This is a genomic window from Marivivens aquimaris, from assembly GCF_015220045.1.
GTDB lineage: Bacteria > Pseudomonadota > Alphaproteobacteria > Rhodobacterales > Rhodobacteraceae > Marivivens > Marivivens aquimaris.
Genome location: NZ_JADBGB010000001.1, coordinates 2,247,981 through 2,271,046, shown reverse-complemented (window position 1 = coordinate 2,271,046; position 23,066 = coordinate 2,247,981). Strand labels below are relative to the sequence as shown.

General features: G+C 60.5%; 21 protein-coding genes. 13 read left to right on the top strand and 8 right to left on the bottom strand.

The window, feature by feature from the left end:
- Positions 1-9: 9 nt before the first annotated feature.
- Positions 10-825, bottom strand: a complete 816-nt coding sequence (locus tag IF204_RS11260) for a bifunctional allantoicase/(S)-ureidoglycine aminohydrolase (protein ID WP_194097060.1) — start codon at positions 823-825, stop codon at positions 10-12.
- Positions 822-2,234, bottom strand: coding sequence for an allantoinase PuuE (gene puuE, locus IF204_RS11255; protein WP_194097058.1), 1,413 nt, complete (start codon positions 2,232-2,234; stop codon positions 822-824). Before puuE ends, IF204_RS11260 begins: the two co-directional genes overlap by 4 nt.
- 141 nt (positions 2,235-2,375) lie before the next feature.
- Here puuE and uraH point away from each other — a divergent pair, with 141 nt between their 5' ends.
- On the top strand, positions 2,376-2,735 hold the full coding sequence (gene uraH, locus IF204_RS11250) for a hydroxyisourate hydrolase (RefSeq protein WP_194097056.1): 360 nt from the start codon (positions 2,376-2,378) through the stop codon (positions 2,733-2,735).
- Position 2,736: 1 nt separating this feature from the next.
- Positions 2,737-3,951 carry a urate hydroxylase PuuD gene (locus tag IF204_RS11245; protein ID WP_194097054.1) on the top strand — a complete coding sequence of 405 codons (1,215 nt, stop codon included), beginning with the start codon at positions 2,737-2,739 and terminating at the stop codon, positions 3,949-3,951.
- On the opposite strand, the gene IF204_RS11240 is transcribed toward IF204_RS11245, so the two are convergent.
- The 5 genes from IF204_RS11240 to IF204_RS11220 form a co-directional block, all read right to left on the bottom strand.
- A complete protein-coding gene (locus tag IF204_RS11240; RefSeq protein WP_194097052.1) occupies positions 3,941-4,894 on the bottom strand; it encodes an aldose epimerase family protein in 954 nt (317 codons plus the stop codon). The genes IF204_RS11245 and IF204_RS11240 overlap by 11 nt on opposite strands.
- Positions 4,895-4,896: 2 nt before the next feature.
- On the bottom strand, positions 4,897-5,592 hold the full coding sequence (locus IF204_RS11235; RefSeq protein WP_194097050.1) for a 2-dehydro-3-deoxygalactonokinase: 696 nt from the start codon (positions 5,590-5,592) through the stop codon (positions 4,897-4,899).
- 50 nt (positions 5,593-5,642) lie between these two features.
- Positions 5,643-7,013 (bottom strand): aminotransferase family protein, encoded by a 1,371-nt coding sequence (locus IF204_RS11230; RefSeq protein ID WP_194097048.1) that lies wholly within the window; start codon positions 7,011-7,013, stop codon positions 5,643-5,645.
- A gap of 94 nt (positions 7,014-7,107) precedes the next feature.
- Positions 7,108-9,672, bottom strand: a complete 2,565-nt coding sequence (locus IF204_RS11225) for a hybrid sensor histidine kinase/response regulator (protein WP_194097046.1) — start codon at positions 9,670-9,672, stop codon at positions 7,108-7,110.
- A 39-nt stretch (positions 9,673-9,711) separates the two neighbouring features.
- Positions 9,712-10,239: a molybdopterin-dependent oxidoreductase gene (locus IF204_RS11220; protein ID WP_194097045.1), complete on the bottom strand. Its 528-nt coding sequence runs from the start codon at positions 10,237-10,239 to the stop codon at positions 9,712-9,714.
- 321 nt (positions 10,240-10,560) lie between these two features.
- Between IF204_RS11220 and IF204_RS11215 the strand changes: the two genes are divergently transcribed.
- The gene (locus IF204_RS11215) at positions 10,561-11,163 is read left to right on the top strand and encodes a response regulator transcription factor (protein ID WP_167635749.1); all 603 of its coding nucleotides are present in this window, start codon (positions 10,561-10,563) and stop codon (positions 11,161-11,163) included.
- Between the two features lie 66 nt (positions 11,164-11,229).
- Here the strand turns inward: IF204_RS11215 and IF204_RS11210 are convergent, their stop codons facing one another.
- A complete protein-coding gene (locus IF204_RS11210; RefSeq protein WP_194097043.1) occupies positions 11,230-12,282 on the bottom strand; it encodes a hypothetical protein in 1,053 nt (350 codons plus the stop codon).
- A gap of 103 nt (positions 12,283-12,385) precedes the next feature.
- Between IF204_RS11210 and flgB the strand changes: the two genes are divergently transcribed.
- The 10 genes from flgB to flgK all read left to right on the top strand — a co-directional run bounded on the left by flgB (position 12,386) and on the right by flgK (position 23,056).
- Positions 12,386-12,778 (top strand): flagellar basal body rod protein FlgB, encoded by a 393-nt coding sequence (gene flgB, locus IF204_RS11205; RefSeq protein WP_194097041.1) that lies wholly within the window; start codon positions 12,386-12,388, stop codon positions 12,776-12,778.
- Entirely contained in the window at positions 12,778-13,194 is a 417-nt protein-coding gene (flgC, locus tag IF204_RS11200; RefSeq protein ID WP_194097040.1) for a flagellar basal body rod protein FlgC, read from the top strand. Before flgB ends, flgC begins: the two co-directional genes overlap by 1 nt.
- 11 nt (positions 13,195-13,205) lie before the next feature.
- Entirely contained in the window at positions 13,206-13,880 is a 675-nt protein-coding gene (locus IF204_RS11195) for a flagellar hook assembly protein FlgD (RefSeq protein ID WP_194097038.1), read from the top strand.
- 23 nt (positions 13,881-13,903) lie between these two features.
- The gene (locus IF204_RS11190; RefSeq protein WP_194097036.1) at positions 13,904-15,184 is read left to right on the top strand and encodes a flagellar hook protein FlgE; all 1,281 of its coding nucleotides are present in this window, start codon (positions 13,904-13,906) and stop codon (positions 15,182-15,184) included.
- A 27-nt stretch (positions 15,185-15,211) separates the two neighbouring features.
- Positions 15,212-15,970: a flagellar hook-basal body complex protein gene (locus IF204_RS11185; protein ID WP_194097034.1), complete on the top strand. Its 759-nt coding sequence runs from the start codon at positions 15,212-15,214 to the stop codon at positions 15,968-15,970.
- 75 nt (positions 15,971-16,045) lie between these two features.
- The gene (gene flgG / locus IF204_RS11180) at positions 16,046-16,834 is read left to right on the top strand and encodes a flagellar basal-body rod protein FlgG (protein WP_194097032.1); all 789 of its coding nucleotides are present in this window, start codon (positions 16,046-16,048) and stop codon (positions 16,832-16,834) included.
- An 11-nt stretch (positions 16,835-16,845) separates the two neighbouring features.
- Positions 16,846-17,508: a flagellar basal body L-ring protein FlgH gene (locus IF204_RS11175; protein ID WP_194097030.1), complete on the top strand. Its 663-nt coding sequence runs from the start codon at positions 16,846-16,848 to the stop codon at positions 17,506-17,508.
- Positions 17,508-18,623, top strand: a complete 1,116-nt coding sequence (locus tag IF204_RS11170) for a flagellar basal body P-ring protein FlgI (RefSeq protein WP_407658942.1) — start codon at positions 17,508-17,510, stop codon at positions 18,621-18,623. The genes IF204_RS11175 and IF204_RS11170 overlap by 1 nt, the downstream gene beginning before the upstream one ends.
- 9 nt (positions 18,624-18,632) lie before the next feature.
- Positions 18,633-18,953 (top strand): rod-binding protein, encoded by a 321-nt coding sequence (locus IF204_RS11165; RefSeq protein WP_194097026.1) that lies wholly within the window; start codon positions 18,633-18,635, stop codon positions 18,951-18,953.
- Between the two features lie 5 nt (positions 18,954-18,958).
- Positions 18,959-23,056, top strand: a complete 4,098-nt coding sequence (flgK, locus tag IF204_RS11160) for a flagellar hook-associated protein FlgK (protein ID WP_194097024.1) — start codon at positions 18,959-18,961, stop codon at positions 23,054-23,056.
- The last annotated feature ends 10 nt before the right edge of the window (positions 23,057-23,066 follow it).

The window sequence follows — 23,066 nt, the reverse complement described above, 5'->3', positions numbered from 1 at the left end:
AGCCACCCTTCAGAGCGTCAAAGAAGGATGACGATTAACGTCCTTATACAGCAAATATCTAAAGGGAACATCACCCGTTGCAATACAAGCTTGCGGACAGAAGGCACGAAGCCACATAAAATCGCCGGGGCCAACATCAACCCAGCGTTCGTTGAGCAAATATTTGGCCGTCCCCTGCAAAACGTAGAGTCCATGCTCCATCACATGGGTTTCCGCGAACGGGATTTGCCCGCCCGGTTTGAAGGTAACGATGTTGACGTGCATGTCGTGACGCAGATCGTCGGGCGAGACGAAGCGTGTGGTGCCCCATTTGTCCGTACCGGGCATCCAGTGGACTGGCTGGTCCGCGTCGGACGTCACAAATGGACGCGGATTATCGTAGCCGTCCACGTGAACGTAGCGGCGGCGGATCCAGTGGAAACGCAGCTTTTCGTCGCTCGCATTGCGCAAGGTCCAGCGCGTCGCGGGCGGGCAGTAAACGTAACCGCCAGTGCCGACGACGTGGGTCTCGCCTGCGATGATGATCTCCATCTTGCCTTCAGCGATGAACAGGACACCCTCGGCATCGCGGTCAGGCTCGGGTTTGTCGCTGCCGCCGTTCGGTTCGATTTCGACGGCGTATTGGGCGAAGGTCTCGGCAAAGCCGGTCATCGGGCGGGCGATGATCCAGCAGCGTGTTTTGACCCAGTTCGGCAGCAGGCTCGACGTAATGTCGCGCATGGTCGACGCGGGAATGAACGCGTAACTTTCGGTAAAGTGCGCGCCGTTCGAGGCCGGATCTTCGGTCAGCGGAGGCATCCCGCCGGGCGGGAAAGCGTAGGTCATGGCAATAGTGCTTTCAGTCGGTGCAGCGCGATCCGTTCGACCTGTCCGCAAGCCGTTTTAAATTCGGTTTCGGTGTCGTTCGAGACGCGCTCTTTGAATGCGTTCAGAATACCCGCCTTGTCGTGATCACGCACGGCAATGATGAACGGGAAGCCGTGCTTTTCCGTATAGGCGGTATTCAAACGGGTAAATTCCTCGCGTTCTCCGTCGGTTAGCGCATCGAGCCCAGCACTTGCCTGTTCGGAGGTGCTGTCGGCAGTGAGGCGTTTGGCGGCGGCGAGTTTGCCCGCAAGGTCGGGGTGGGCAGTCAGAACGCCCATCTTTTCGTCGTCAGTGGCCGAGCGGAACATACGGCAGAGCGCATTGTGCAGCCCAACCGCGCGGTCGTGCGCGGGGCCAAGCTCCAGATCAAAGGCACGTTCGGCGATCCACGGCGAATGCTCGAAAATGCTGCCGTAGGTGCTGACGAAAGTGTCCTTGTCCATTTCGGTCGGATGGTCGTAGCGGACGTGGGGGTGATGTTCGGCCCAGTGGTTCGCGATATCGATGCGGCGGGGGAACCAGACGTCATCAAACTGCGCAACGTAGTCGAGGAACTTCTTGAGGCCCGCCATCTTGCCCGGACGGCCGATCAGACGGCAGTGAAGGCCGACGCTCATCATCTTCGCGCGGCCCGCTTCGCCCTCGGCATAAAGCACGTCGAAGGCGTCTTTGAGGTACTGATAGAACTGCTCGCCCGTGATGTAACCGGGTGCTGTCGCAAAGCGCATGTCATTGGCTTCGAGGGTGTAGGGGATCACCAACTGATCGCGGTCGCCTGCCTCCAGCCAGTAGGGCAGGTCGTCGTCGTAAGTGTCGCTGATCCAAGGCAGACCCAGCTCGGCAGTCAGGCGCACGGTGTTCAGCGAACAGCGGCCCGTGTACCAGCCGGTCGGCGGAGTGCCGACGACTTCGGTATGCAGGCGCACCGCTTCGGCGATCTGGCGGCGCTCCTCTTCTTCGGGCATATCCTTGTGCTCGACCCACTTGAGGCCGTGCGAGGCGATTTCCCAGCCTGCATCCTTCATCGCGGCCACCTGTTCGGGGCTGCGGGCGAGGGCTGTCGCGACGCCGTAGATCGTCACGGGGATGTCCCGCTCGGTGAAAAGTTGGTGCAGACGCCAGAAACCTGCGCGCGCACCGTATTCGTAGATCGACTCCATATTCCAATGGCGCTGCCCCGGCCACTGCGCGGCGCCCGCGATGTCGGAGAGGAATGCTTCGGACTGTCCGTCACCGTGCAGAATGCAGTTCTCGCCGCCTTCTTCGTAGTTCAGAACAAGGCTAATGGCGACTTTGGCCCCACCGGGCCATTTGGCATCTGGCGCGTCCGGCCCGTGGCCGATCATATTGCGCGGATATCGGTTCATGCTTGCCTCTTGAGCGTTTGGTCAAATTTATGGTGTTGTGAAAGGCAAAGTTTGGCAAGTGACGTGCGGTTGATCACAACACGCATCGACATTGTGCCAATGAATGCGGCACGTTGATCACAAATGATAACGGAGTAATCAATGCCGGGCGGCTATTTAACGACCCATGTTCTGGATACTGCACGCGGAATGCCCGCAGCCGGAATGATGATCGACCTCTTCCGCTTTGATGGAAGCCAGCGGTTTCACATCGGTTACAAGGTCACGAACGACGATGGCCGGACCGATGGACCGATCCTTCCCAAAGAACAATTCAAAGCCGGAACCTACGAGCTGGAGTTCCGCGTCGGAGCCTATCTGAAGGCGACCGGTCAGGAATTTCCCGAGCCGTTCTTTCTCGATGTCGTCCCGATCCGCTTCGGCATGAGCGATCCGATGGCGCACTATCATGTGCCGCTTCTGGTCTCGCCGTTCGGTTACTCCACATACCGCGGGAGCTGAGATGAACCCCATTCTGCTAGACTGGATTGAATTCGCCGTCCGCTGGACCCACGTCATTACGGCCGTGGCGTGGATCGGTTCGTCCTTCTATTTCATCGCACTCGACCTTGGCCTGCACCGCGATCGCAATCTGGCGACCGGAGCGGATGGCGAAGAGTGGCAGGTCCACGGCGGCGGGTTCTATCACATCCAGAAGTACCTCGTTGCGCCTGAGCAAATGCCCTCCGACCTTGTGTGGTTCAAATGGGAGAGCTATTCGACGTGGCTGTCGGGCTTCGCGATGTTGTTCGTGGTTTATTACATTGGCGGCGACCTTTTCCTGATTGACCCGAACAAGCTGGATATCCCCGTCTGGCAAGGCGCGGTGATTTCGATGGCGTCGCTTGGAATTGGCTGGGTGATGTATGACCAGCTTTGTAAGACGAAGTTCGGGGATAACAACACCCGCCTGATGATCCTGCTCTACGTGATCCTCGTGGCGATGGCTTGGGGCTACAATCAGGTGTTCACGGGCCGCGCGGCGCTGCTGCACCTCGGTGCGTTCACCGCGACGATCATGTCGGCCAACGTGTTCTTCATCATCATCCCGAACCAGAAGATCGTGGTGGCCGACCTCATTGCTGGTCGCAAACCCGATCCGAAGTACGGCAAGATCGCCAAGCAGCGGTCGACCCACAACAACTACCTGACGCTGCCCGTCATCTTCCTGATGCTGTCGAACCATTATCCGATGGCATTCGGCACCGAATACAACTGGGTCGTGGCCTCGCTGGTGTTCCTGATGGGCGTCACCATTCGCCACTTCTTCAACTCGATGCACGCCCGCAAAGGCAAGCCGGGTTGGACGCTGGCTGTGACCGCGATCCTGTTTGTGCTGATCATCTGGGTCTCGTCGCTGTCGCGCTGGGAGTACCAAGAGGACGCCGCGCTGTCGCAGACCGCACATAAATACGCGGCTGCCGAGGGGTTTGATGACGTGGTCAACATCGTGATGGGCAACTGTTCGATGTGCCACGCAGCCGAACCCGGTTGGCCGGGGATCGCAGTGCCGCCGAAGGGCGTGATGCTGGAAATTCCCGAACAGGTCGCCATCCACGCCAAGCAGATCTACCTGCAAGCAGGGCGGAGCCATGCCATGCCTCCGCCCTCTGCGTCCTATATCCTGCCCGAAGACCGTGCAGAGATCGTGAAGTGGTTCGAGAGCGTCAACGGCTGAAACGCCACTCGCTCTCCTGCGTCCAGACACCACCGGCTTTGAGCACGATCTTGGGAAAGTCCGGTTCGTGCGGCGCGTTGGGCCAATACTGCGGCTCCAGCGCGAGGCCGGCGTAGGGGGCAAATCCCTGCGCGTCGGTATCACGGCCATCATAGACCTGAAGCCCAGGCGCATCGGTCGCAATCGTCATCGTCACATCGCCGCCCTGAAGCGTCATGACCTCGCGCATGTCCATCTTGATGCGCGACAGGCAGAAATTGTGGTCGAGGTCAGGCTCGCCCGGAACGACAGGGCGGAGTTCGCGGAAGTCGAACGGGGTGCCTTCCACGTCGTTCGGCTCGGTCGGCAGGGTCTCATCGTCAACCGGCAGATACTGGCGCGCAGCGATCTGCATCTTGTGGTTGGTGATGTCCTTCTCGCCGCTGAGGTTCCAGTAGGCGTGATTGACCACGTTGACCCAAGCATCCTCGTCGGTCGTGACGGTCAGCTCAAGCCGCAGGACGTTGTCGGCTTCGATGCTGTAGTGCGCCAGAACGCGCTGGTTGCCAGGGAAGCCCGCGTCGCCGTCGGGCAGAGTCACGGACAGGGTGATCGAGCTATCGGTCAGTTCTTCGAGCGTCCAGAGCTTGCAATAGCTACCCGCCTCGGCCGAGTGCAGGGTGTTGCGGCCCTCGTTCGGGGTCAGCATATGCTCGATCCCGTTGAGGCGGGCGCGGGCGCCTTTGATGCGGTTACCGACGGGACCGATAAGGGCGCCGTAGTACTTCATCTTGACGTAGTAGTCTTCGAGGTTGTCCGAGTTCAGTGTGAGGTTGTAGTCGAGGCCCGCCAGACGCACCTCGTGCAGGATCGCGCCGTAGGTCAGGAAACTCGCTGACAGATCGCCGTTCGAAATCGTATGGCGCTCGACATCGCGACCATCGGGCAGGGTAGCAAACTTCATTCTCAGGTCTCCGCGAGTTTCCGGTACAGCGCGATCAATCCGCGCAGCGTCGTATCACCGTGTTCGGTGACAGGTGTGCCCTGCGATTTCAATGCGCGAACGTAGGCGGATACAAGAGGGCTATCGCCGATGACCGCAACTTGCTGGCCAAGAACATAGGGTCTCGCCGCTTTAAGGTCGGCACCGACCAGCAGACCGAGCACCTCGCCATCCGGCGCGCCTGCCGCCTGCGCCGAAGCCAGAAGATGCAGCAGCCATTCAGGGCGGTCGGAGCCGCGCTCGAAACCACGGTCGAAATCATCGGCGGTCCAGTCAGAAGGCGCGAGGGCAGGGGTCACCGAAGTCGCGAAACTGACAATCTCGCCTGCGCTCACATGCACCCAATGGACCTGCGGGCCGACGAGGCAAACGATGCCATCCCAGTCTTCGTGTTGATCGAGGAAGCCCGCAACCGCAGCAGCGTGCGGCAATCGTTGCGCAGGGCTGGCCTGTTTAACAGTGGGGAATGCACCGCCAACGGGCAGCACCTTGCACGGCGTCTGGGCCTCTTTGGCGTCCGGCATTCCCGCGATGATCTGCGGGCCGGTCCAATCACCAACGAGCGCGGCAGGCGTCGCGCCGCGCCGTTCGTCCAATACGTTTTCACCGTCCATGAGCCACGCGCGCTGCGCGGTCAGGTCAATTGCGATCCATTGCATAAGTCACCTCTCGCCCCGTTTGAAACACGAACGGGGCGAGAGGGAAAGGCTTAGGCCATCACGCGGGTCAGCGCGGCGTCGACGGCTGCGGTGATTTCGTCCACGTCGCTTTCGGTCGCGATCAGCGCCGGAGCGAACAGCAGTGTATTGTTGTAGCCCGGCATGGAACGGTTCGATGCGCCGATAATCACGCCTTGCTGGAGGCAGTCGGCCACAACGCCCATCACGCGCTTTTCGTCCATCGGCTCGCGGGTCTCGCGGTCGAGCACGAGTTCGGCGCCTTGGAACAGACCCATGCCACGGACTTCACCGATGCACTTGTGCTTGTCCATCAGCTCCAGAAGGTTGTTCTGGAAGCGCTCACCCATCTTGGTCGAGTTCTCGCAGAGCTTCTCGTTCTCGATGATCTCCATGTTGACCAGCGCAGCAGTCGGACCGGCGGTGCAGCCGCCGAAGGTGGAGATGTCACGGAAATAGCCGAGCTTGTCGGTGTCGTCCTTGAACATGTCGAACACGCGGTTGGTGGTCACGCAGCATGAAATCGCGGCGTAGCCAGAGGCAACGCCCTTCGCCATAGTGACGATATCGGGCTGTACGCCGAATTGCTGGTAGCCGAACCACGTGCCGGTACGACCGAGGCCGCAGACGACTTCGTCGATGTGCAGGAGAATGTCGTACTTCTTGCAAAGCTCCTGAACGCCTTCCCAGTAGCCTTTCGGGGGAACGATGATGCCGCCGCCAGCGGTGATCGGCTCAAGGCAAAGCGCGCCGATTTCGTCAGCACCTTCGCGCAGGATCACGTCCTCGATTGCTTTGACAGCACGCTCTGCGTAACCCTCGCCGCGGTCTGCGGACTGGTATTCGAGGCAGTGCGGAACCTCGATAAAACCCGGTGCGAACGGGCCGTATTGGGCGTTACGCTCCTTCTGGCCGCCAGCCGAAAGGCAGGCGATGGTCGTGCCGTGGTAGTCGCGGTCGCGGTAGAGGATCTTGGATTTCTTGCCGCCGTAATGTTTCGCCGAAATCTGGCGAACCATTTTGAACGCCTTCTCGTTCGCCTCGGAACCGGAGTTGGCATAGTAGACGCGGTCCAGACCCGGCATCTTGCTGATGAGGCGTTCGGCAAAAGTCGCACCGGGGATCGTGCCCTTGGCACCCGCGAAGTAGCACATCTTCACCAGCTGATCGCGAACAGCATCCGCAATCTCGGTCCGGCCATAACCGACGTTGACGGTCCACACGCCGCCCGAAACAGCGTCGAGGTGTTCCTTACCGTTGAGGTCCCAGACACGCATGCCTTTGCCCTCGACGATGATCTGCGGATCAATCGTCTCAAACGGCTTGTGCTGCACAAGGTGGTGCCAGACGTGCGCGCGGTCGGCTTCGATAAGCGCGGCTGGATCGTTGACGTGAGTGTTCATGGAAACCTCGACTGTTGGAGAGGCCCTTAGGGCGAATTTTTGATCAATTGATCGAGAAATCCTCGCTGCGTCAAGCGAGGCGGCGCAGCGAGGGTCAGGCGGCACCAGAATTTGCTGCGAACGCGTTCAATGCTTCCTGCGTTTCGGACCAGATTGCCTCAATCTCGGGCAGGCGGTCACGCATCTCGGGCGCTTGGCCGCTCTTGCCCATCGTTTCAAGCGTCCGCAATTCATCACCGAGCGCAATGGTCCCGAAAAGAGACGCCGAACCGGCAAGTTTGTGAATTTTGGCGATGAGGTCGCTGTCCTGCTCTTCGGGTTCCGACACCAATTCGCCGACCACGCGGTCGGTTTCGGCAAGGAACGAGCCGAGCAGCTTGTTGCCGCGCTCCGCACCAAGGTCGGTGAACAGACTGCTGACCACTGTTTCGTCGATGGTCGCCGATTGGACCGGGGCGGCGGGCTTCGGCGCTTGCTCTGCGTGCTTGATGTCGAGGATTTTCGACAGCTTGTTCCGCGAGATCGGTTTGACGAGTACGTCGTTCATGCCTGCGTCCTCGAATTTCTCAAGGTCGGAAGGCAGCGCGTGGGCGGTCAGTGCGATGATCCGGCTGTCTTTGGAACGCCCGTCGCCCGCACGTATACGGCGGCAAGCCTCAATGCCGTCCATGCGCGGCATGGAGATATCCATGAGGATCACCTCGTAACGGCGAAGTGCCGCCGCAGCGACACCTTCCTCACCGTCGTTGGCCAGCGTGACGCGGTGGCCTTCTTTGGTCAGCATTTCCTCGACCACCAACTGGTTGATCTGATTGTCCTCGACGACCAGAATGTCGAGCGAGGACAGTCCCTTGGACGTATCTGTGGTCGGTTCGCTAAACAACTGTGGCGGCGGTGCGGAGGACAGGATCGGCATGGGCAGGCGGAACCAGAAAAGGCTACCGTCGCCGAGTTCACTCTCCACTCCGATCGCGCCTTCCATCGAATTGACAAGGCGCCGCGCGATGCCGAGGCCGAGGCCGGTGCCGCCGAACTCACGCGAATAGGACGCATCAAGCGTGATGAAGTCGTCGAAGATTTTCTCGAGCTTGTCTTCGGGGATGCCGATGCCGGTGTCGATGACACGGAATTCAAGGATATCGCTGTCGCCGAGACGCTCCGCTTCGATGCGGACGACGCCTTCGCGGGTGAACTTGATCGCGTTGGAAGTTAGATTCAGCAGGACCTGACGCAGACGCTGTTGATCGCCGAGGACAGTTGGATGACCGATGGCATCGAGGTCGATTTCCACCATCGTTTTGTTCCGCGTGGCGATAGCGCGCTGGCCGTCCACGACTTCGGAAATGACGTTGTAAAGGTCGAACGGGCGGCGCTCGATGTCCGAGCTGCCAGTTTCCAATCGCGCGATGTCGAGCACGTCGTTGACGTGGTGCAGCAGCAGGCGGCCAGACGTTTCCATGATTTTCAGGTAGTCGCGCTGTCGCTGGGTGAGGGGGGTGTCGCCCATCAACTCCATCGTGCCGAGCATACCGTTCAGCGGTGTACGCATCTCGTGGCTCATGACGGCCATGAACTCGGCGCGGGCGCGTTCGCCGGCGAGTGCCTCGTCGCGGGCCTTCATCAGTTCGGTTTCAGCCGCGACCTGACTTGATGTGTCACGCAGGAACGAGACGAACAGCGGACCAGATGCCGATTGGGCGCGGGAGATGGAGAATTCGCAAGGAAACACCTCTCCGTTTTTTCGCAAGCCGAAGAATTGATGGCGGCCGTGGCCGACAACGGTGGAAATGCCCTCGGTCAGGTGACGCTTCATGCCGTTCAGATGGCGGCGGCGATACTCTACCGGAATGATGAGGTCGACCATCGGCTGGTTCATGACCTCTTCGCGGGAATAGCCAAAGATATACTCCGCGGCACCGTTATATTCGACGATCAGACCCTCTGCGTTGATCACAATGACCGCATCGAGCGTGCCCGACACCATCGCAGCAAGGCGTGCGGAGGCCGTGCGGACCTCTTCGGCATTGCGCTGGGCCACACGGTAAAGCTGGAACAGGACGATGGACACGATGACGAGTGCGATCACCAGCGCGATGGTCAGCGCCGCGACCCGCATGAGGGTCAGCGACACCTCTTCGCGGCTCTCGTCGGACTTCAGCGCAAAGTACTCAACACCGCTGAGCGTGATGGCCCTGACGGGAGGCTCCATCAGTGTCAGCTCGGCCCGAAGCGGGACCAGATTTGCCATCAGTTGGCTATCGGGCGAGTCGATCAGGGGGATCAGCGCATCAAGACCGCTGGCAACCTGCGTCAGCAGATCGTTGAAGTCCGGCTGGTCGCGTAGCTGGCTGTACACCGTACCGCGGCGGAAGGTGTCTATCCTGCTGTAAAAGATATCGAATTTACGGCGGACCTCAGACAAGTCAGCGACATCCGCGACCGTGTCGACCTCACCTTCTAGCCGCAGGAATTCGACCTCAAGCTGCGCAAGCGTCCACTGGATGTTGTCCGATCCGGCGGTCGCCTGCTCGCGCATTTTGCGGCTGACCTCGAAGCCCAGCAGCGCGATCGCGATAAGGCACACCGAAAGGACGGCAGCAAGGATGCCGATCTTGGTCCACCTTAGGGGTGCTTGCGACGCTGGGTCCTGGTTTTCCACGGTCCTTTTCTACCCGCCAGTTAGGGGTGCTGGCCGATGTTAGTCGAGGACTTCGATGCGGTCCAACTGCCAGATACTGCGAGAGTACTTTACTTCGGTCTGCAGCGCTGGCGAGCTATCAAAAGGATACACAACCCAAAGCGGCCCTTTATCGCGCACGCTCATCGGTTCGCCATTGCGTGCATAGGCGACCAGTTCAGCGCCTTCTTCGATTTCTTCATTCGGGATATCGACAGCGTAGTCGTTGATCGCGGTTGCGCGGACGGTGCTTCCCTCGGCGCCAAGATAATCCAGCAGGGTGCGCATTTCGACACCGGTGAAGGTCTGTACGCCATCCGTCCAGATAGTCGCCGTGTCGAAAGAGGTCGCGCCGATCTCTTCAAGCATTTCCATGTCGAATTCGGCGATTCCATCACCGTTGGTGTGGGCGATATTACCGCTTACCGTCAGGATGATGTCACCCTCAGGGCGAGCCAATTCGTCGGCATTCGCGGCAATCGCGAGCGTGGACGTCAAGAAAAGTACAGCAGCGACAACGCTGCCGCGAGTCGGTATGTTCGCCTGCATAGGGGCCCCCTTCTCAGGAAATATGGTATCTACCTGACTTGTTGGCATCATTAGGCATAGTGGTCACCAAGGCAAACGAATAACCGAATATACGTTCGTATAGTATACTTCTGCCATTGCGCGAATGGGTATACATTGGGCATGCTGTCTCAGCGTACGGTTGTGTTCTAAGTTCCTAAGCATGACGACAGGTGATGTGATAGGTGAGGAACTCATCCGATGTATATTCAAGGAAATGCTAACGCGCCTGAAAGCGTAAACAGTTCGGAACCCACACCTGTTGAGCGTAACGGGTTCTACAAGAGAGAAACGGAGCCCTTTATGCGTGTACTGATTGCTGACGACCACGACCTCGTTCGGGAGACCATTGCGGCCTACCTGCTCAATGAGGGCGTCGTCGAGGTACGTACTGCCGCAACGCTCGATGAAGCAATCGCCGAAGCCGACAACACTGGCAGCTTTGATGTAGTGCTCCTCGATTACAATATGCCTGGCATGAACGGCCTCGAAGGTCTCACGAAGATGCGTCAGGCTAATGACGATCGTCCTGTGGCGCTAATTTCGGGAACAGCCACCCGCGACGTAGCCGACGCAGCCCTCAAAGCCGGTGCCGCCGGTTTCGTGCCGAAAACCCTCGCGTCCAAGTCGATGGTCACCGCGATCCGCTTCATGGCGGCTGGCGAAACCTACGCGCCGTTCGGTTTCATGCAGGAAGCTCCGGCTGCCGGCGACGGTCTACTGACCAAGCGCGAAACCGATGTGCTTCGCGGTATCTGCGACGGCAAGTCAAACAAGGAAATCGCTCGTGACCTCGACCTTCAGGAAGTCACTGTGAAGCTCCACGTCAAAACCCTGAGCCGCAAGCTCGAAGCGCGCAACCGCACTCAGGCTGCAATGATCGCACGGGACCGCAATCTGGTCTGATTGCACAAGAATAAGCGCCACTCACGCTGAACGGGGAGGTCGACCATTACCGGTCGCCTCCCTTTTTTATTCCATTTCGTCCATGTCGCCGAAGCCGCCACCCAGCGAGTCGAAGAGCGAACTATCACCCAGAGCGGACAAGTCCGGCCCTTGGTTCTTCTTGGTCTTCGACTGGAGCACCTTGCTGTCGGTCCGCTTTGCCGTTTCGGATTGGGGCGCGGCAGCGGGTTCTTCCGGCTCGTCCTCGGTCGCGGCGGGAGGCTCGTCATCTACGAGAGTGTCGTCCGATATGTCTGCGTCGGACTCATCAGGCTCGGCATCTGCGTCGTCATCATCAGGGAAGACCACCGCGCCAGGTTCGAACGTCTCCTTGGCTTGAATGCCGGTCGCTTCGAATTCGGGTTTCTCGTCATTGCCGTCATCTGCGTCGAATGCGGCAAGGTCGCGTTCCAACTCGGCCGCTACCTCCGCAACGACTTCCTCGTCCGAGGGAGCATCGCCGTCAGTGATAACGGGTGAGGGCGTGTCGGGCTCCTCGTCACCGCCAAGCTGCGCGAACATCGCCGCGGCATCGTCCTCGGCAAAGGCGGCGTCGGGCTTGGGCGTATCATCGTCGGACAAAAACGCGGCATCTTCGCTTGTGCTGTCGTCGCCATCGAAGGCGATATCGCCATCCTCGGTCGAGGTTTCGTCGTCAAAGGCAATGTCGTCTTCGCCGTCGTCATCCTCCTCATCGCTGCCTTCATCATCGTCACCGCCGCCGAATTGCAGCATCATGGTCACGTCGCTGAGGTCCATCGACATCATCTGCGCCTTCTTGCCCGCTTTCTTGGGAGCGGGTGCTTCTTCCGGTTCTTCGATCACCGGCTCTTCGATGATTTCGGGTTCTGGCTCCGGTTCCGCTTCCATCACAGGTGCGGGTGCGGGCTTGGCTTTCGGCTTCGGCGGATCGTTGACCATCAAATTCATCAGGGCAGCGCGCATGGTGCGGCGCTCCAGATGGTCCTTGGTCTTGTCGTGCATTTCCCAAAGGGTCTCGACCGCGTCCACGTCCTCGACCTCTCCTGCTTTTCGCAGGATGGCGCGCACGGCTTTCTTCATCGAAGCCGGCTGGGGCATGTACTGCTCTTTGGCCATTCATTTCCCTCGAACGCAGGTTGGCACGCGGTTTGCACACATCTCCGCAATGGCGGGTTCTCCGCACAAAAACCGGATACTCAATATGACGACAGGCATCAGAGAAGGTTTAGGAGTTCATGCAGAGGCGCTTGTTCTGCGCAATGCACGTAACTCTCTGCTGACGTCCAACATCGCGAACGCAGCCACCCCCGGCTACAAAGCCCGTGACTTCGATTTCGAGCAGCAGCTCGCCATGCAAACGCATGGTTCGGGTGCTCTGAAAACCTCCAGCGATCGTCATTTGGGTATCGGGTCCATTGCGGACACTTCCCCCGGTTACCGAGTACCAGTTGTTCCCTCGTTGGACGGCAACACAGTCGATATGGCGGTCGAGCAAATGGAATTTGCCGAAAATACCGTTCGTTACCAGTCCAGCCTTGAATTCCTGAACCGCCGTGTTGGCGGACTGATGCGTGTCATCAACGGAGGTGAATAATGGCTAACTTCAACGTCTTCGATGTCGGCAAAATGGCGATGTCCGCGCAGATGGTGCGGATGAATGCCACTGCGTCGAACTTGGCCAACGCCAGCTCAATTGGCTCGACGCCCGAAGAGGCATACCACGCGATCCGCCCCGTGTTCGAAACGGAATACGCCAAGGGGCATGCGGGTCTCAATTCGCTCGCCACTGTGCGTGCAACCGACGTCAAAGCGCTCGATCGCGAACCCGAGGCGCTGTTCCGTCCAGATCATCCGCAGGCCGACGAAAACGGTTTCGTCTATGCCTCGACCGTCAACACCGAAGAAGAAATGGTCGATATGCTGGAAGCCAGCCGTCAGTACCAGAACGTCCTCGAAGCCGTCTCCACGATGCGGACCCTGATGTCCCGCACGATGGCGATGGGCAAATAAGGAACTGACAAATGACCGAGATTTCTTCAGTCGACCCCTTTAGCCTCAACCGACAGGGCGTCGTTCAGACCGATAAGGAAGCAGGCGCTGTCCTCGGACAGGAAGACTTCCTCAAGCTGCTTACTGCGCAGTTGACTAATCAGGACCCGATGTCCCCGATGGACAACGCAGAGTTCCTTTCGCAGATGGCCCAGTTCTCCACCGTCGATGGCATCGAGCGTGTGAATTCGGGCATCGAGGGCCTCGCCAACACGATGAGCCAGTCGCAAGTCCAGACCGCCGCGAGCCTTCTGGGCAAGTCGGTTCTTGTCGATGGCAACGTCGCTCGTCCGGGATCGGACGGCGGCATTCACGGCATGGCCACGCTCGACTCCGCCGCGAGCGAAGTCGTCGTCAGCTACAACGACGCGAAGACCGGCGGCGTGCTTTACACCCAAGTCCTCGGTGCGCAGTCGCCGGGTCAGGTCGCATTCGACTGGGATAACGTTCCCCAAGATATCGTTGCAAACCACGGTCAGGTCCGCGTCACCGTCGTCGCGGATACCGAGACCGGAACCGTATCTGTACCGACCTCCGTCTACGCGCAGGTCAAATCCGCCATCGGCGGACCCAGCTCCACAAACATTACCCTACAGCTCGAGGACTATGGAGCCCTCGACACTCTCGAAGTCACCGCTTTCCGCTAACAATCAGCCTCGGAGTAACAACCATGAGCATGACCACCGCCCTGTCCGGGCTGATCGCCGCCCAGCAGGACATCTCGACCACCTCGCACAACATTGCCAACGTGAACACCAACGCGTTCCGCAAGAGCCGCGCCGAGTTCGTCGATGACTATTACACCAACCCGATGGACAGCTTTCAGACTGTCGTCGGTTCGGGTACTCACATGAGCCGCGTGGCTGTCCAGTTCGATCAGGGCAACTTTGTCGCCACAGGTCAGACCCTCGACCTCGCGATCCAAGGGCCGGGTTTCTTCACGGTCGCGCCGCAGATCGACGTGAACGATAATCCGACCGAAGTCGCCTATACCCGTAACGGTGGCTTCAAGCTGGACTCCACGAACCGCATCGCCGACTCCTCCGGTCGCCCGCTTCTCGCTTGGCCGGTTGCCAATGACGGCACCGTTCTGTCGATGGAAGACGGCGCAATGGCACCTGTTGACGTGCCGCTCGTTGCAGGCACCACCCAGCCGACTGACGAGCTTGCGCTGCAAATGCGGATGCCGAGCGGTGACGACATGCTCGGTCAGCAGGACGCCGTGCCGCCGACTAATGCATTCGACGCCGCTGATCCGACCTCCTACGCGTTCAGCACGCCCGTTCCGATGTCGGACGAACAAGGCAACGCAGTCGAGGCGCGCGCCTACTACATCAAGACGCGTAACCCCGATGTGCTCGACGAGACGACCGAATACGAAATGCGTCTGTTCGTCGATGGTAACGAAGTTCCCGCCGCTGACGCGCTGAACCCGACCACCTTTACCTTCGACGCCGCAGGTGAACTGGTCGACGGTCAAGGCAATCTCGAATTTGGAGTCGGCGCTGTCGATTACACCATCAGCGTTGCCGGTTCGATGATGCAGGACCAGCCCTTTGCGATGGAATCCGCCAATCACAACGGTACCGGCCCGCTCGGCCTGTCGAACCTTGAAGTCGACGACAGCGGTGTGATCTGGGCGAACTACGGCACCGACAACCGCATGGCGCTGGGCCGCGTTGCGCTCGCTACCTTCCCGAACCCGCAGGGTCTGCGCCAGACAGGTAACGCATCGTTCCGCGCTGCTGCCGACTCCGGTCAGCCGGTCCATTCGGCTCCTGGTGAAAAGGGTCTAGGTCAGCTTCAGTCGGGTATGCTCGAACGTTCGAACGTCGACCTGACCGAAGAGCTTGTCCACCTGCTCACCGCGCAGCGCAACTATCAGGCCAACGCAAAAGCGATGGAGACCTCCTCCTCGCTGATGCAGTCGGTCATGAACATCCGCAGCTAATCGCTGATCTGAACCGGAGGCCCCGCCATGGATCGTTTGGTACATACTCTCGCTAACTCGATGCAGACCGTTAAGGATCAGCAAACGATCACGGCGCAGAACTTGGCCAATATGAACGTGCCGGGGTACCGCCGCGATCTTTCGATCGCGGACCACTCCGTTGTCGTCAACGGGCAGGATTCGTTCAATGTCCGTTATTTCCAATCGACCATGCAGCATGGCGCATTCCTCGAAGACGTCGGCAATCTGGAACAGACAGGAGACCCGTTCGACATCGCGATCAGCGAGGACGGGTACTTCTATGTCAAAGAAGGCAATGGCGAGCCGGGGCTGACCCGCCGCGGCGATCTCCGCACGGATGGGGCAGGGCAGTTGGTAAATGGCGCGAACGAGTTGATCCTCGATCAGGCGATGAACCCGATTGTGCTGCCGCCCTATCGCAACATGCAGATCACGGAAGCGGGCGAGCTGTTGATCGAGCCGGTTGATGCACCGCAAGGTCAGACCGAATTGGTCGCCCTGATCGCAACGGTCTCTCCCGACCCCAATCAGGTGCTGGTCAAAGGTCTCGACGGTTTGATCCGTCCGCTTGAAGGGCAGATGCCCGTTCCGAACCAAGGCGCCTCGATCCGTCAGGGCGTCATCGAAAGCTCCAACGTCAACCCGACCGAGGAACTGATTGCCCTCATCGATCAACAACGCGGGTTCGAAATGAACACCAAGATGATCGAAACGGCCAAGACGCTCGACGAGGCTGGTGCGACGCTGATGCGCGCGCCCGAATAATCTTGGCCTGATCCCCGAGGTGGCACGGGGTTTGCAGCTTAACGGGTGAATAAGGAACCCCGGAAGGAGCCGCAAATGTCCACCAGCGCAATGCACGTTGCCAAGACAGGCTTGAACGCACAACAAACCCGTCTTCAGGTCATCGCGAACAACCTCGCGAACGTGAACACGACCGGTTTCAAGCGGGACCGAGCCAACTTCGAAACCCTGCTTTATCAGGTTTCACGACCTGGCGGCGACCAGACATCCACAGACACACAGCTGACCAGCGCACTTGCCGTCGGTACCGGTGTCCGCGTCGTTTCGACCGATAAACTCTACACCCAAGGCGCGCTTGCCGACACGGGCAATGCCCTCGACCTCGCTGTTCAAGGCACGGGCTTTTTCCAGGTTCTGATGCCGGATGGCCGTATCGGTTACACCCGCGACGGTGCGTTCTCGATGAACTCCGAAGGTACGCTGACCACCGCGAGCGGTTATGTCGTCCAGCCCGAAATCCAGATCCCTGTCGGTGTTACCCAGATCAGCGTTGCTAACGACGGCGTCGTCAAAGTGCTGATGCCGGGCGAGACCGAAATGGATGAAATCGGCCAGATCACTCTGGCGAACTTCGCCAACCCGCGCGGCCTTGAGCCGATCGGTGAAAACTTCCTCGTTGAAACTGTCGCATCGGGCCAGCCGATCGTGACCGCCCCCATCGAGGACGGCACGGGGTCTATCGCGCAAGGCATGCTCGAAAGCTCGAACGTGAACGTCGTGCAGGAACTCGTCGACATGATCGAGACCCAGCGCGCCTACGAAATCAATTCCAAGTCCATCTCCGCAGCGGACGAAATGCTGCGCTTCATGTCCAACAAGCTCTGATAGGACACACGATGAAAAAAGCTCTCCCCATTCTCGCGGCACTCTCTCTCACCACGGCATGCTCGACCTACGTTCAGGAAGTCGAGTCCCAGAACTACGAGCCGGTGTACCTGCAAGAACCGATGTATCAGGCCGAGCGTCAGCCGACCGGCAGCATCTATTCGACCAACGCGCAAGGCCTGTTCGTTCAGGACCGCCGCGCCGCCCAGATCGGCGATGTGCTGACCGTCGAACTCAGCGAACGCTTCACCGCATCGCAGTCGTTGACCGCCACGTCGGCGCGCAGCTCCAGCTACCAGATGGACCTGCCGAACATCCTCACCGGCGGTTTTGACGATGCGCTGCTGACCAACGGCACGACGCAAAGCTTCAACGGCAACGGCTCGGCCAACCAGTCGAATTCGCTCCGTGGCCGCATGACCGTTCAGGTCGTCCGCCAACTTCCCGGCGGTATGCTGGAAATCATGGGCGAAAAGCGTCTGACACTGAACTCGGGCGCAGAATTCATCCGTATCACAGGCGTTGTCCGTCCCGAAGATATCGGCCCTGATAACGTTGTTCCGTCCGACCGCATCGCGAATGCCCGCATCGAATACGTTGGCGCAGGCGATAGCGCCGATGCTGCCCGTCCGGGCTGGCTGCGCCGCGGCTTGAACACGGTCTCCCCGCTATGATCCGTGCGGTCCTCCTGTCCCTCGGCCTTCTGGTCGCAGCGACGACGGCCACGGCTGACCGGATCAAGGACATGGCCACGGTGGCCGGCGTCCGTTCCAACCCGCTGGTCGGCTACGGCGTTGTCGTGGGCCTCTCCGGCACGGGCGACGGCGACAGCGGTCTGACGCTGCAATCCATGCAGTCGATGCTGTCCCGCATGGGCCTCGCGGTCGAAGTCGGTGACATCGACGCATCCAACGCAGCCGCCGTGATGGTGACTGCTGAACTTGGCGCTTTCCTCAAGGAGGGCCAGGAAATCGACGTCACCGTGTCCACCGTCGGCGCAGCGGAGTCGCTCAAGGGCGGCACGCTTTTGATGACCCCGCTCATGGGTGCCGATGGCGAAATCTACGCCATCGCGCAGGGCAACCTCATCGTCGGCGGCATGGGTCTGTCGGCAGAGGACGGCTCGTCGCTCACCGTGAATATCCCGACCGTGGGCCGCGTGCCGAACGGCGGTACGGTCGAACGTATGGTCGAGAGCCCGTTCCAGAACTCCGAAAGCCTCATCCTGAACCTGAACCGCAGTGACTTTTCGACCGCCGCAAACGTGGCCGAAGCGATCAACAATGTGTTCGGCGGCGGTGTGGCTGTCGCGCTCGACGGCACATCCATTCAGGTGCGTGCGCCTGTCGACCTTGATCAACGCGTTTCCTTCATGGGCCTGATCGAGAATATCCAAGTGACCCCCGACGCTCCGGCGGCGAAGGTTGTGGTGAACAGCCGTACAGGCACGGTTGTCATCGGTGGCGAAGTCCTCGTCACACCCGCCGCCGTAACGCATGGCGGTCTGACGGTACAGATCAACGAAGACTTCAACGTCGATCAGAACGCCACCGTCACAATGAACGATAATCAGACGGTCATCGCTCCCGGGCAGCCGACCATCACCCCCGATAGCCAGCTTTACCTCAATCAGGATCCGGCCAAGGCGTTCCTCTTTGATCCGGGCGTTTCGCTGGCCTCGCTCGTGGATGCCATAAACGCAGTTGGCGCCGCACCCGGTGATCTGGTCGCGATCCTCGAAGCCCTGCGCGAAGCAGGGGCCCTACGGGCAGAACTCGTCGTCATCTGAGGTAGTATCATGGAAGTCAGTGCAGTCCGTCAGTTCATGGTTTCAGCAGATTCCGGCCGCTCCGTGCAGAGCGCGCAGGATGGGGAGGCTGCGGCGCGGGATGAACTCCGCGCCGCAGCTGAAGGCTTCGAAGCCATCTTCATCAACACGATGCTGAAATCGGCGCGCACCGAGGCTTACTCTGACGACCTCACCAGCAGCAGCGCGGTGCGCTCTGCGCAGAGCCTGTTCGACATGAAAATTTCCGAAGCCGTTTCGGGCAGTTCGAACCTCGGCATCGCAGATGCCGTCGTCCGCCAGCTGTCGCCGCTCGTGCGTTACAAGGGGTGATGTAGATGCCTAACCTCCTCGATATCGGCACCAGCGCTGTCATGGCATATCGCGCGGCTCTCACCACCACCGGTGAGAACATCGCGAACGCGGACACCGACGGCTACACCCGCCGCGACATCCAGATCCACGAAGTGCGCGGCGGCAAGATGTCTGCCGTGTCCAAGAACTCTGGCGGGCAAGGCGTCATCGTTGATGACGTGCGCCGCTCTTACGACGCGTTCCTGTCCGAGCGCGTGCGTTCAACTGCGAGCGCGTTCAGCTCTGCCGAGGCGTTCGCGGATGTGACCTTCGCCATCGAAGACCTCTTCATGCCGACCACGGGCGGCATCGCAAAGGGCCTCGACGGGTTCTTCAGTTCTCTTTCGACCCTTTCGGGCAATCCGTCCGACATCGCATTGCGCCAGTCGTCCCTTGAAGCGGGCCGCGCGATGGCGACCTCGATCGCAGATGTTGCAACGGGCCTGTTGAAGCTGCGCGAGGACGTTGTGGTTCAAGCGCACACAGCGGTGGGGATGCTCAACGAGAAGCTCAGCCAGCTGACCAAATTACAACTCGAACTGTCGGGCGCCACCAACGAAAACGGCGGCCTTAACCCGATGTTTGACGAGCGCGACCGTCTGCTCAACGACATCTCCGAGATCACCGGCACCAACACCCAGATCGACCAGTTCGGCCGCGCCGTTGTGCGCCTTGGCGATACGCTGGGCGGGCCGATGCTGGCCGACAACGAAGAAGCCTCCACCGTCGCGGTCGAGGCCGACACCGACCTGCGCCTCAACATCACCCGTGACGGCGAGACCAAGCAGAGCACCCAGATTTCCGGCGGTCTGATTCAGGGCTACCGCAATGCCATCGGCGCGCTGGACGAAGCGATGATCCAGCTCGATGCCTTCGCGCGGCGCGTGACGCGGGATATCAACGCACTCCACGCCAGCGGCATCGACCAGCAGGGCAATGTCGGTGGAGAGATGTTCAATATGATCGGCTTCACCGCCGATGCCTCCGCCGGTAATCGCGGCACGGCCTATATCGAATTCACCATCACGAGCCGCGATCAGGCGGCGGAGCTTCCGCAGTTCGAACTGGTTCGCGACAATGCCGCAGGCACTTGGACGGCGCAGGACGCGGATGGCAATGTGCTGGCCAGCGGTGCCAATATCCTCGTGATGGACGGTCTGACGCTGACGATTAGCGGTACGCCTGCGAACGGTGACCGCTACACAATTACGCCTGTTTCGGGGCGTGCCGTCGACATGGCGATGGTCCTGACCGAGCCGCAGCAGTTCGCGGCGGCGGCGTCTTCGCTGGTTGTCGCCGATGCGTCCAACCTCGGCTCTGGCTCCGCCGTGATGGCCCGCGTTCCGGTCGCAACGCCCGCCGTCGATGACCTTGCTGCGACTCTGACCGCCACGTCGAACGGCGCGGATGCGGTGAGCCTCCTGTCTGCTGGAGTCGTTGGCTACGTTCCTGCGGGCGCGAAGAGCCTGAACCTCTCGGCGCTCGGCCAACAGTCGACGATGGACTTCGTTCTGAACGACGCGGATGCCGGCGGGGTGTCTTCACTCAGCTTCACATCAGGCGGCACGACGCAGACATTTACCCTCGCAGGCCAAGCGACCGTGGCCGACCTCGCGGCTGCCCTGAACAATGGCACGCTGACGACCGCATCTGGCGAAACGCTCGCCGATTTCGGCGTTCACGCAGCAGGCACCGATGGCGTTCTGACCCTCGCGCTCGGCGATGGCGACTTTGGCGCGGCGGCAACGCTGTCGGGCGGGATGGGCAATGTCTCCGGCCTGCTCCAACTGTCCGAACCGTCGGGCGGCACCGTTCAGGTCTTCACCCGCAACGGCGTGCAGATTGCGGGCACGGCGCTTGATGCGGCAACGGCGGCGAACATGCTCACCGAAGCCAACGGCTTCCTTGCTGGTGCCAGCTATATCGACGATTACCTCTACCCCGAAGGCGCGACCGGCTATCGCGGCGCGACCGTGTCCCAGCAAACCCTGCCGGGTGCGCACGTTGTCGAAGTCCCGCTGGCCGCCCCGCAAACTTGGGCGTCACCTGCCGTCGGGAGCGCATCTTCGCCCGAAACCTTGACCCTGTCCTATGTTGAAGGCGAAGACCTCGCCATCGACCTGTCGGCAGGTATGTCCGCGGCCCGTGCTGCCGTGATGCTCAATGATAGTGTCGAAGGAATGAACGCCTCGGCCCGCACCACGCTGGATCTGCAAATTACCGGCGACGGCACCGTTGCGTTCCGTCTTGAGGGAGACAACACCGCCGCGCTGAACATCTCTGCGCTTGTGGTGAACGGTGATCTGAACACGCTCGCCTACGAGATCAACGACCGCCTCGGCTCGACAGGTATTTCCGCGCAGCTTTCGCCGAACGGTGATCGCATCGTGCTGGTCCACGAGGGCGGCGAAAACATCAAGATTGAGCAATTCGCCCACTCAGGCGGCGGCACCATGACCATTCAGGAGGCCGATAGTCAGGGCCTTCCCGCCGGTAATGCCGTGACGCTGGGCGCTGGGAATGATGCGGTCAACTTCACCGGCCACGTCACCATCGAAGCGCCGAGCGCTTTTGGTGTTGGCTATGGCGCTACGATGTACGCGTCCAACGTCGATCCGCTGGTGGGCGGTCTTGTCACCCAATCCTACGGCCAAGCCGGATCGATCCAGACTTTCACCTTTGCGGGTGATGACGCGCTGGATGGCGGGGCGAGCAGCCTCGACGGGCTCGCGGCGATGGCGCCGAACGCGAAGTACAGCGTCGACGTACGCGGGCTTTCGGTCAGCTACACCGGCGCGAGCGGAGCCGCCGGACTCGCCGCCGAAATGCGGGCGACCGCGCCGCAGTCGTCGCTGACGGGCGCAGCTGTTGCCTCGCTTCCCGTAACGGGCGCTGGCACAACGGTCATGCTGGGCGAGGAGGCCTATGTTCTGCGCATGGGCGCGAGCGGTGCGATCACTATTACTGGCCCTGAAGAGGGTCGCCTGTCGGCCAGCTTCGATGCATCCAACCAGCTGCAGATCACCGTGAACGACGGCACGTTGAACGGCGAGGCGCTGCGCGTTCCTGCCGGAGCCTCGGGCGCAGCGGCGTTCGGCCTCTTGGCTGGCCTTGGCGCGACGACCACCATCCAAGGCGGCGCGATGGACGCGGGCGGCCTGCCGTCCACGTTGGACATCGACGTCGACGGCACGATCTACACGGTCGGCGTTTCCACCGCAGGCGCGACTTTGCCCGCAGGTTTCCCCGGCACGGCGAGCATGAACGCAGGGCAGTTGAGCTTTGAATTCGAAGCCAGCGTCGGCCCTGTCAGTATTCCGCAAACGGCAGGCGGCACGGCGGCAGGTTTTGCTACGCTCGGTATGCGCGCGAAGGTGGATGGCGACAGCCTGACCTTTACCGCGACGGATGGCGCGGCGATCGACGCTGATATGTCCGTTTCGGCGCTGTCATCCCAACGCATCAGCCTTTCCGACCTGCCTGACGAAGACCTGATCGTCTTCATCACCGGCGCCCCGCCGCTACGCCTCGCAGGCGGATATGAGGCTGGCGAAGTTTCGGAATTCCCGTCGTCTGTCCGTGTTGAAGTGGTGGACGGCGTCGCGGGCACCGTGCGCCTCGTGGACGATGAAACCGGACACACGATTGCGCAGAAATCGCTCGACGCGAACAATTCGGCGATCCTGAACGACATCCAGTTCGCGATGACGGGTCAGCCTGAAAACGGTGATAGCTTTTCGCTCGTCGCCAACTCCGGCTTTGTCGGTGACAGCCGCAACATCAACGCGATGTCCGACCTGCGCAGCGCAGACCCGACCACGGGCAAGGGCGGCTTTGGCCGTATCCTCGCCGCGCTTCAGGCCCAAAAGGGCGCAGTCGTGGCTGCAGCCAAGGCGCGTGTCTCCGTCACCGATGTGGCCCGCGAAAGCGCCGAGCGCGTCTATGACGACCGGACCTCCGTAAACCTCGACGTCGAGGCCGCGCGTCTGGTCGAGAACCAGCAAGCCTATCAGGCCTCCGCGCAGATCCTCGCGGTCGCCAACGATCTCTTCGACACCCTTCTCAGCACGATCCGCGTTTAATACCGGAAAG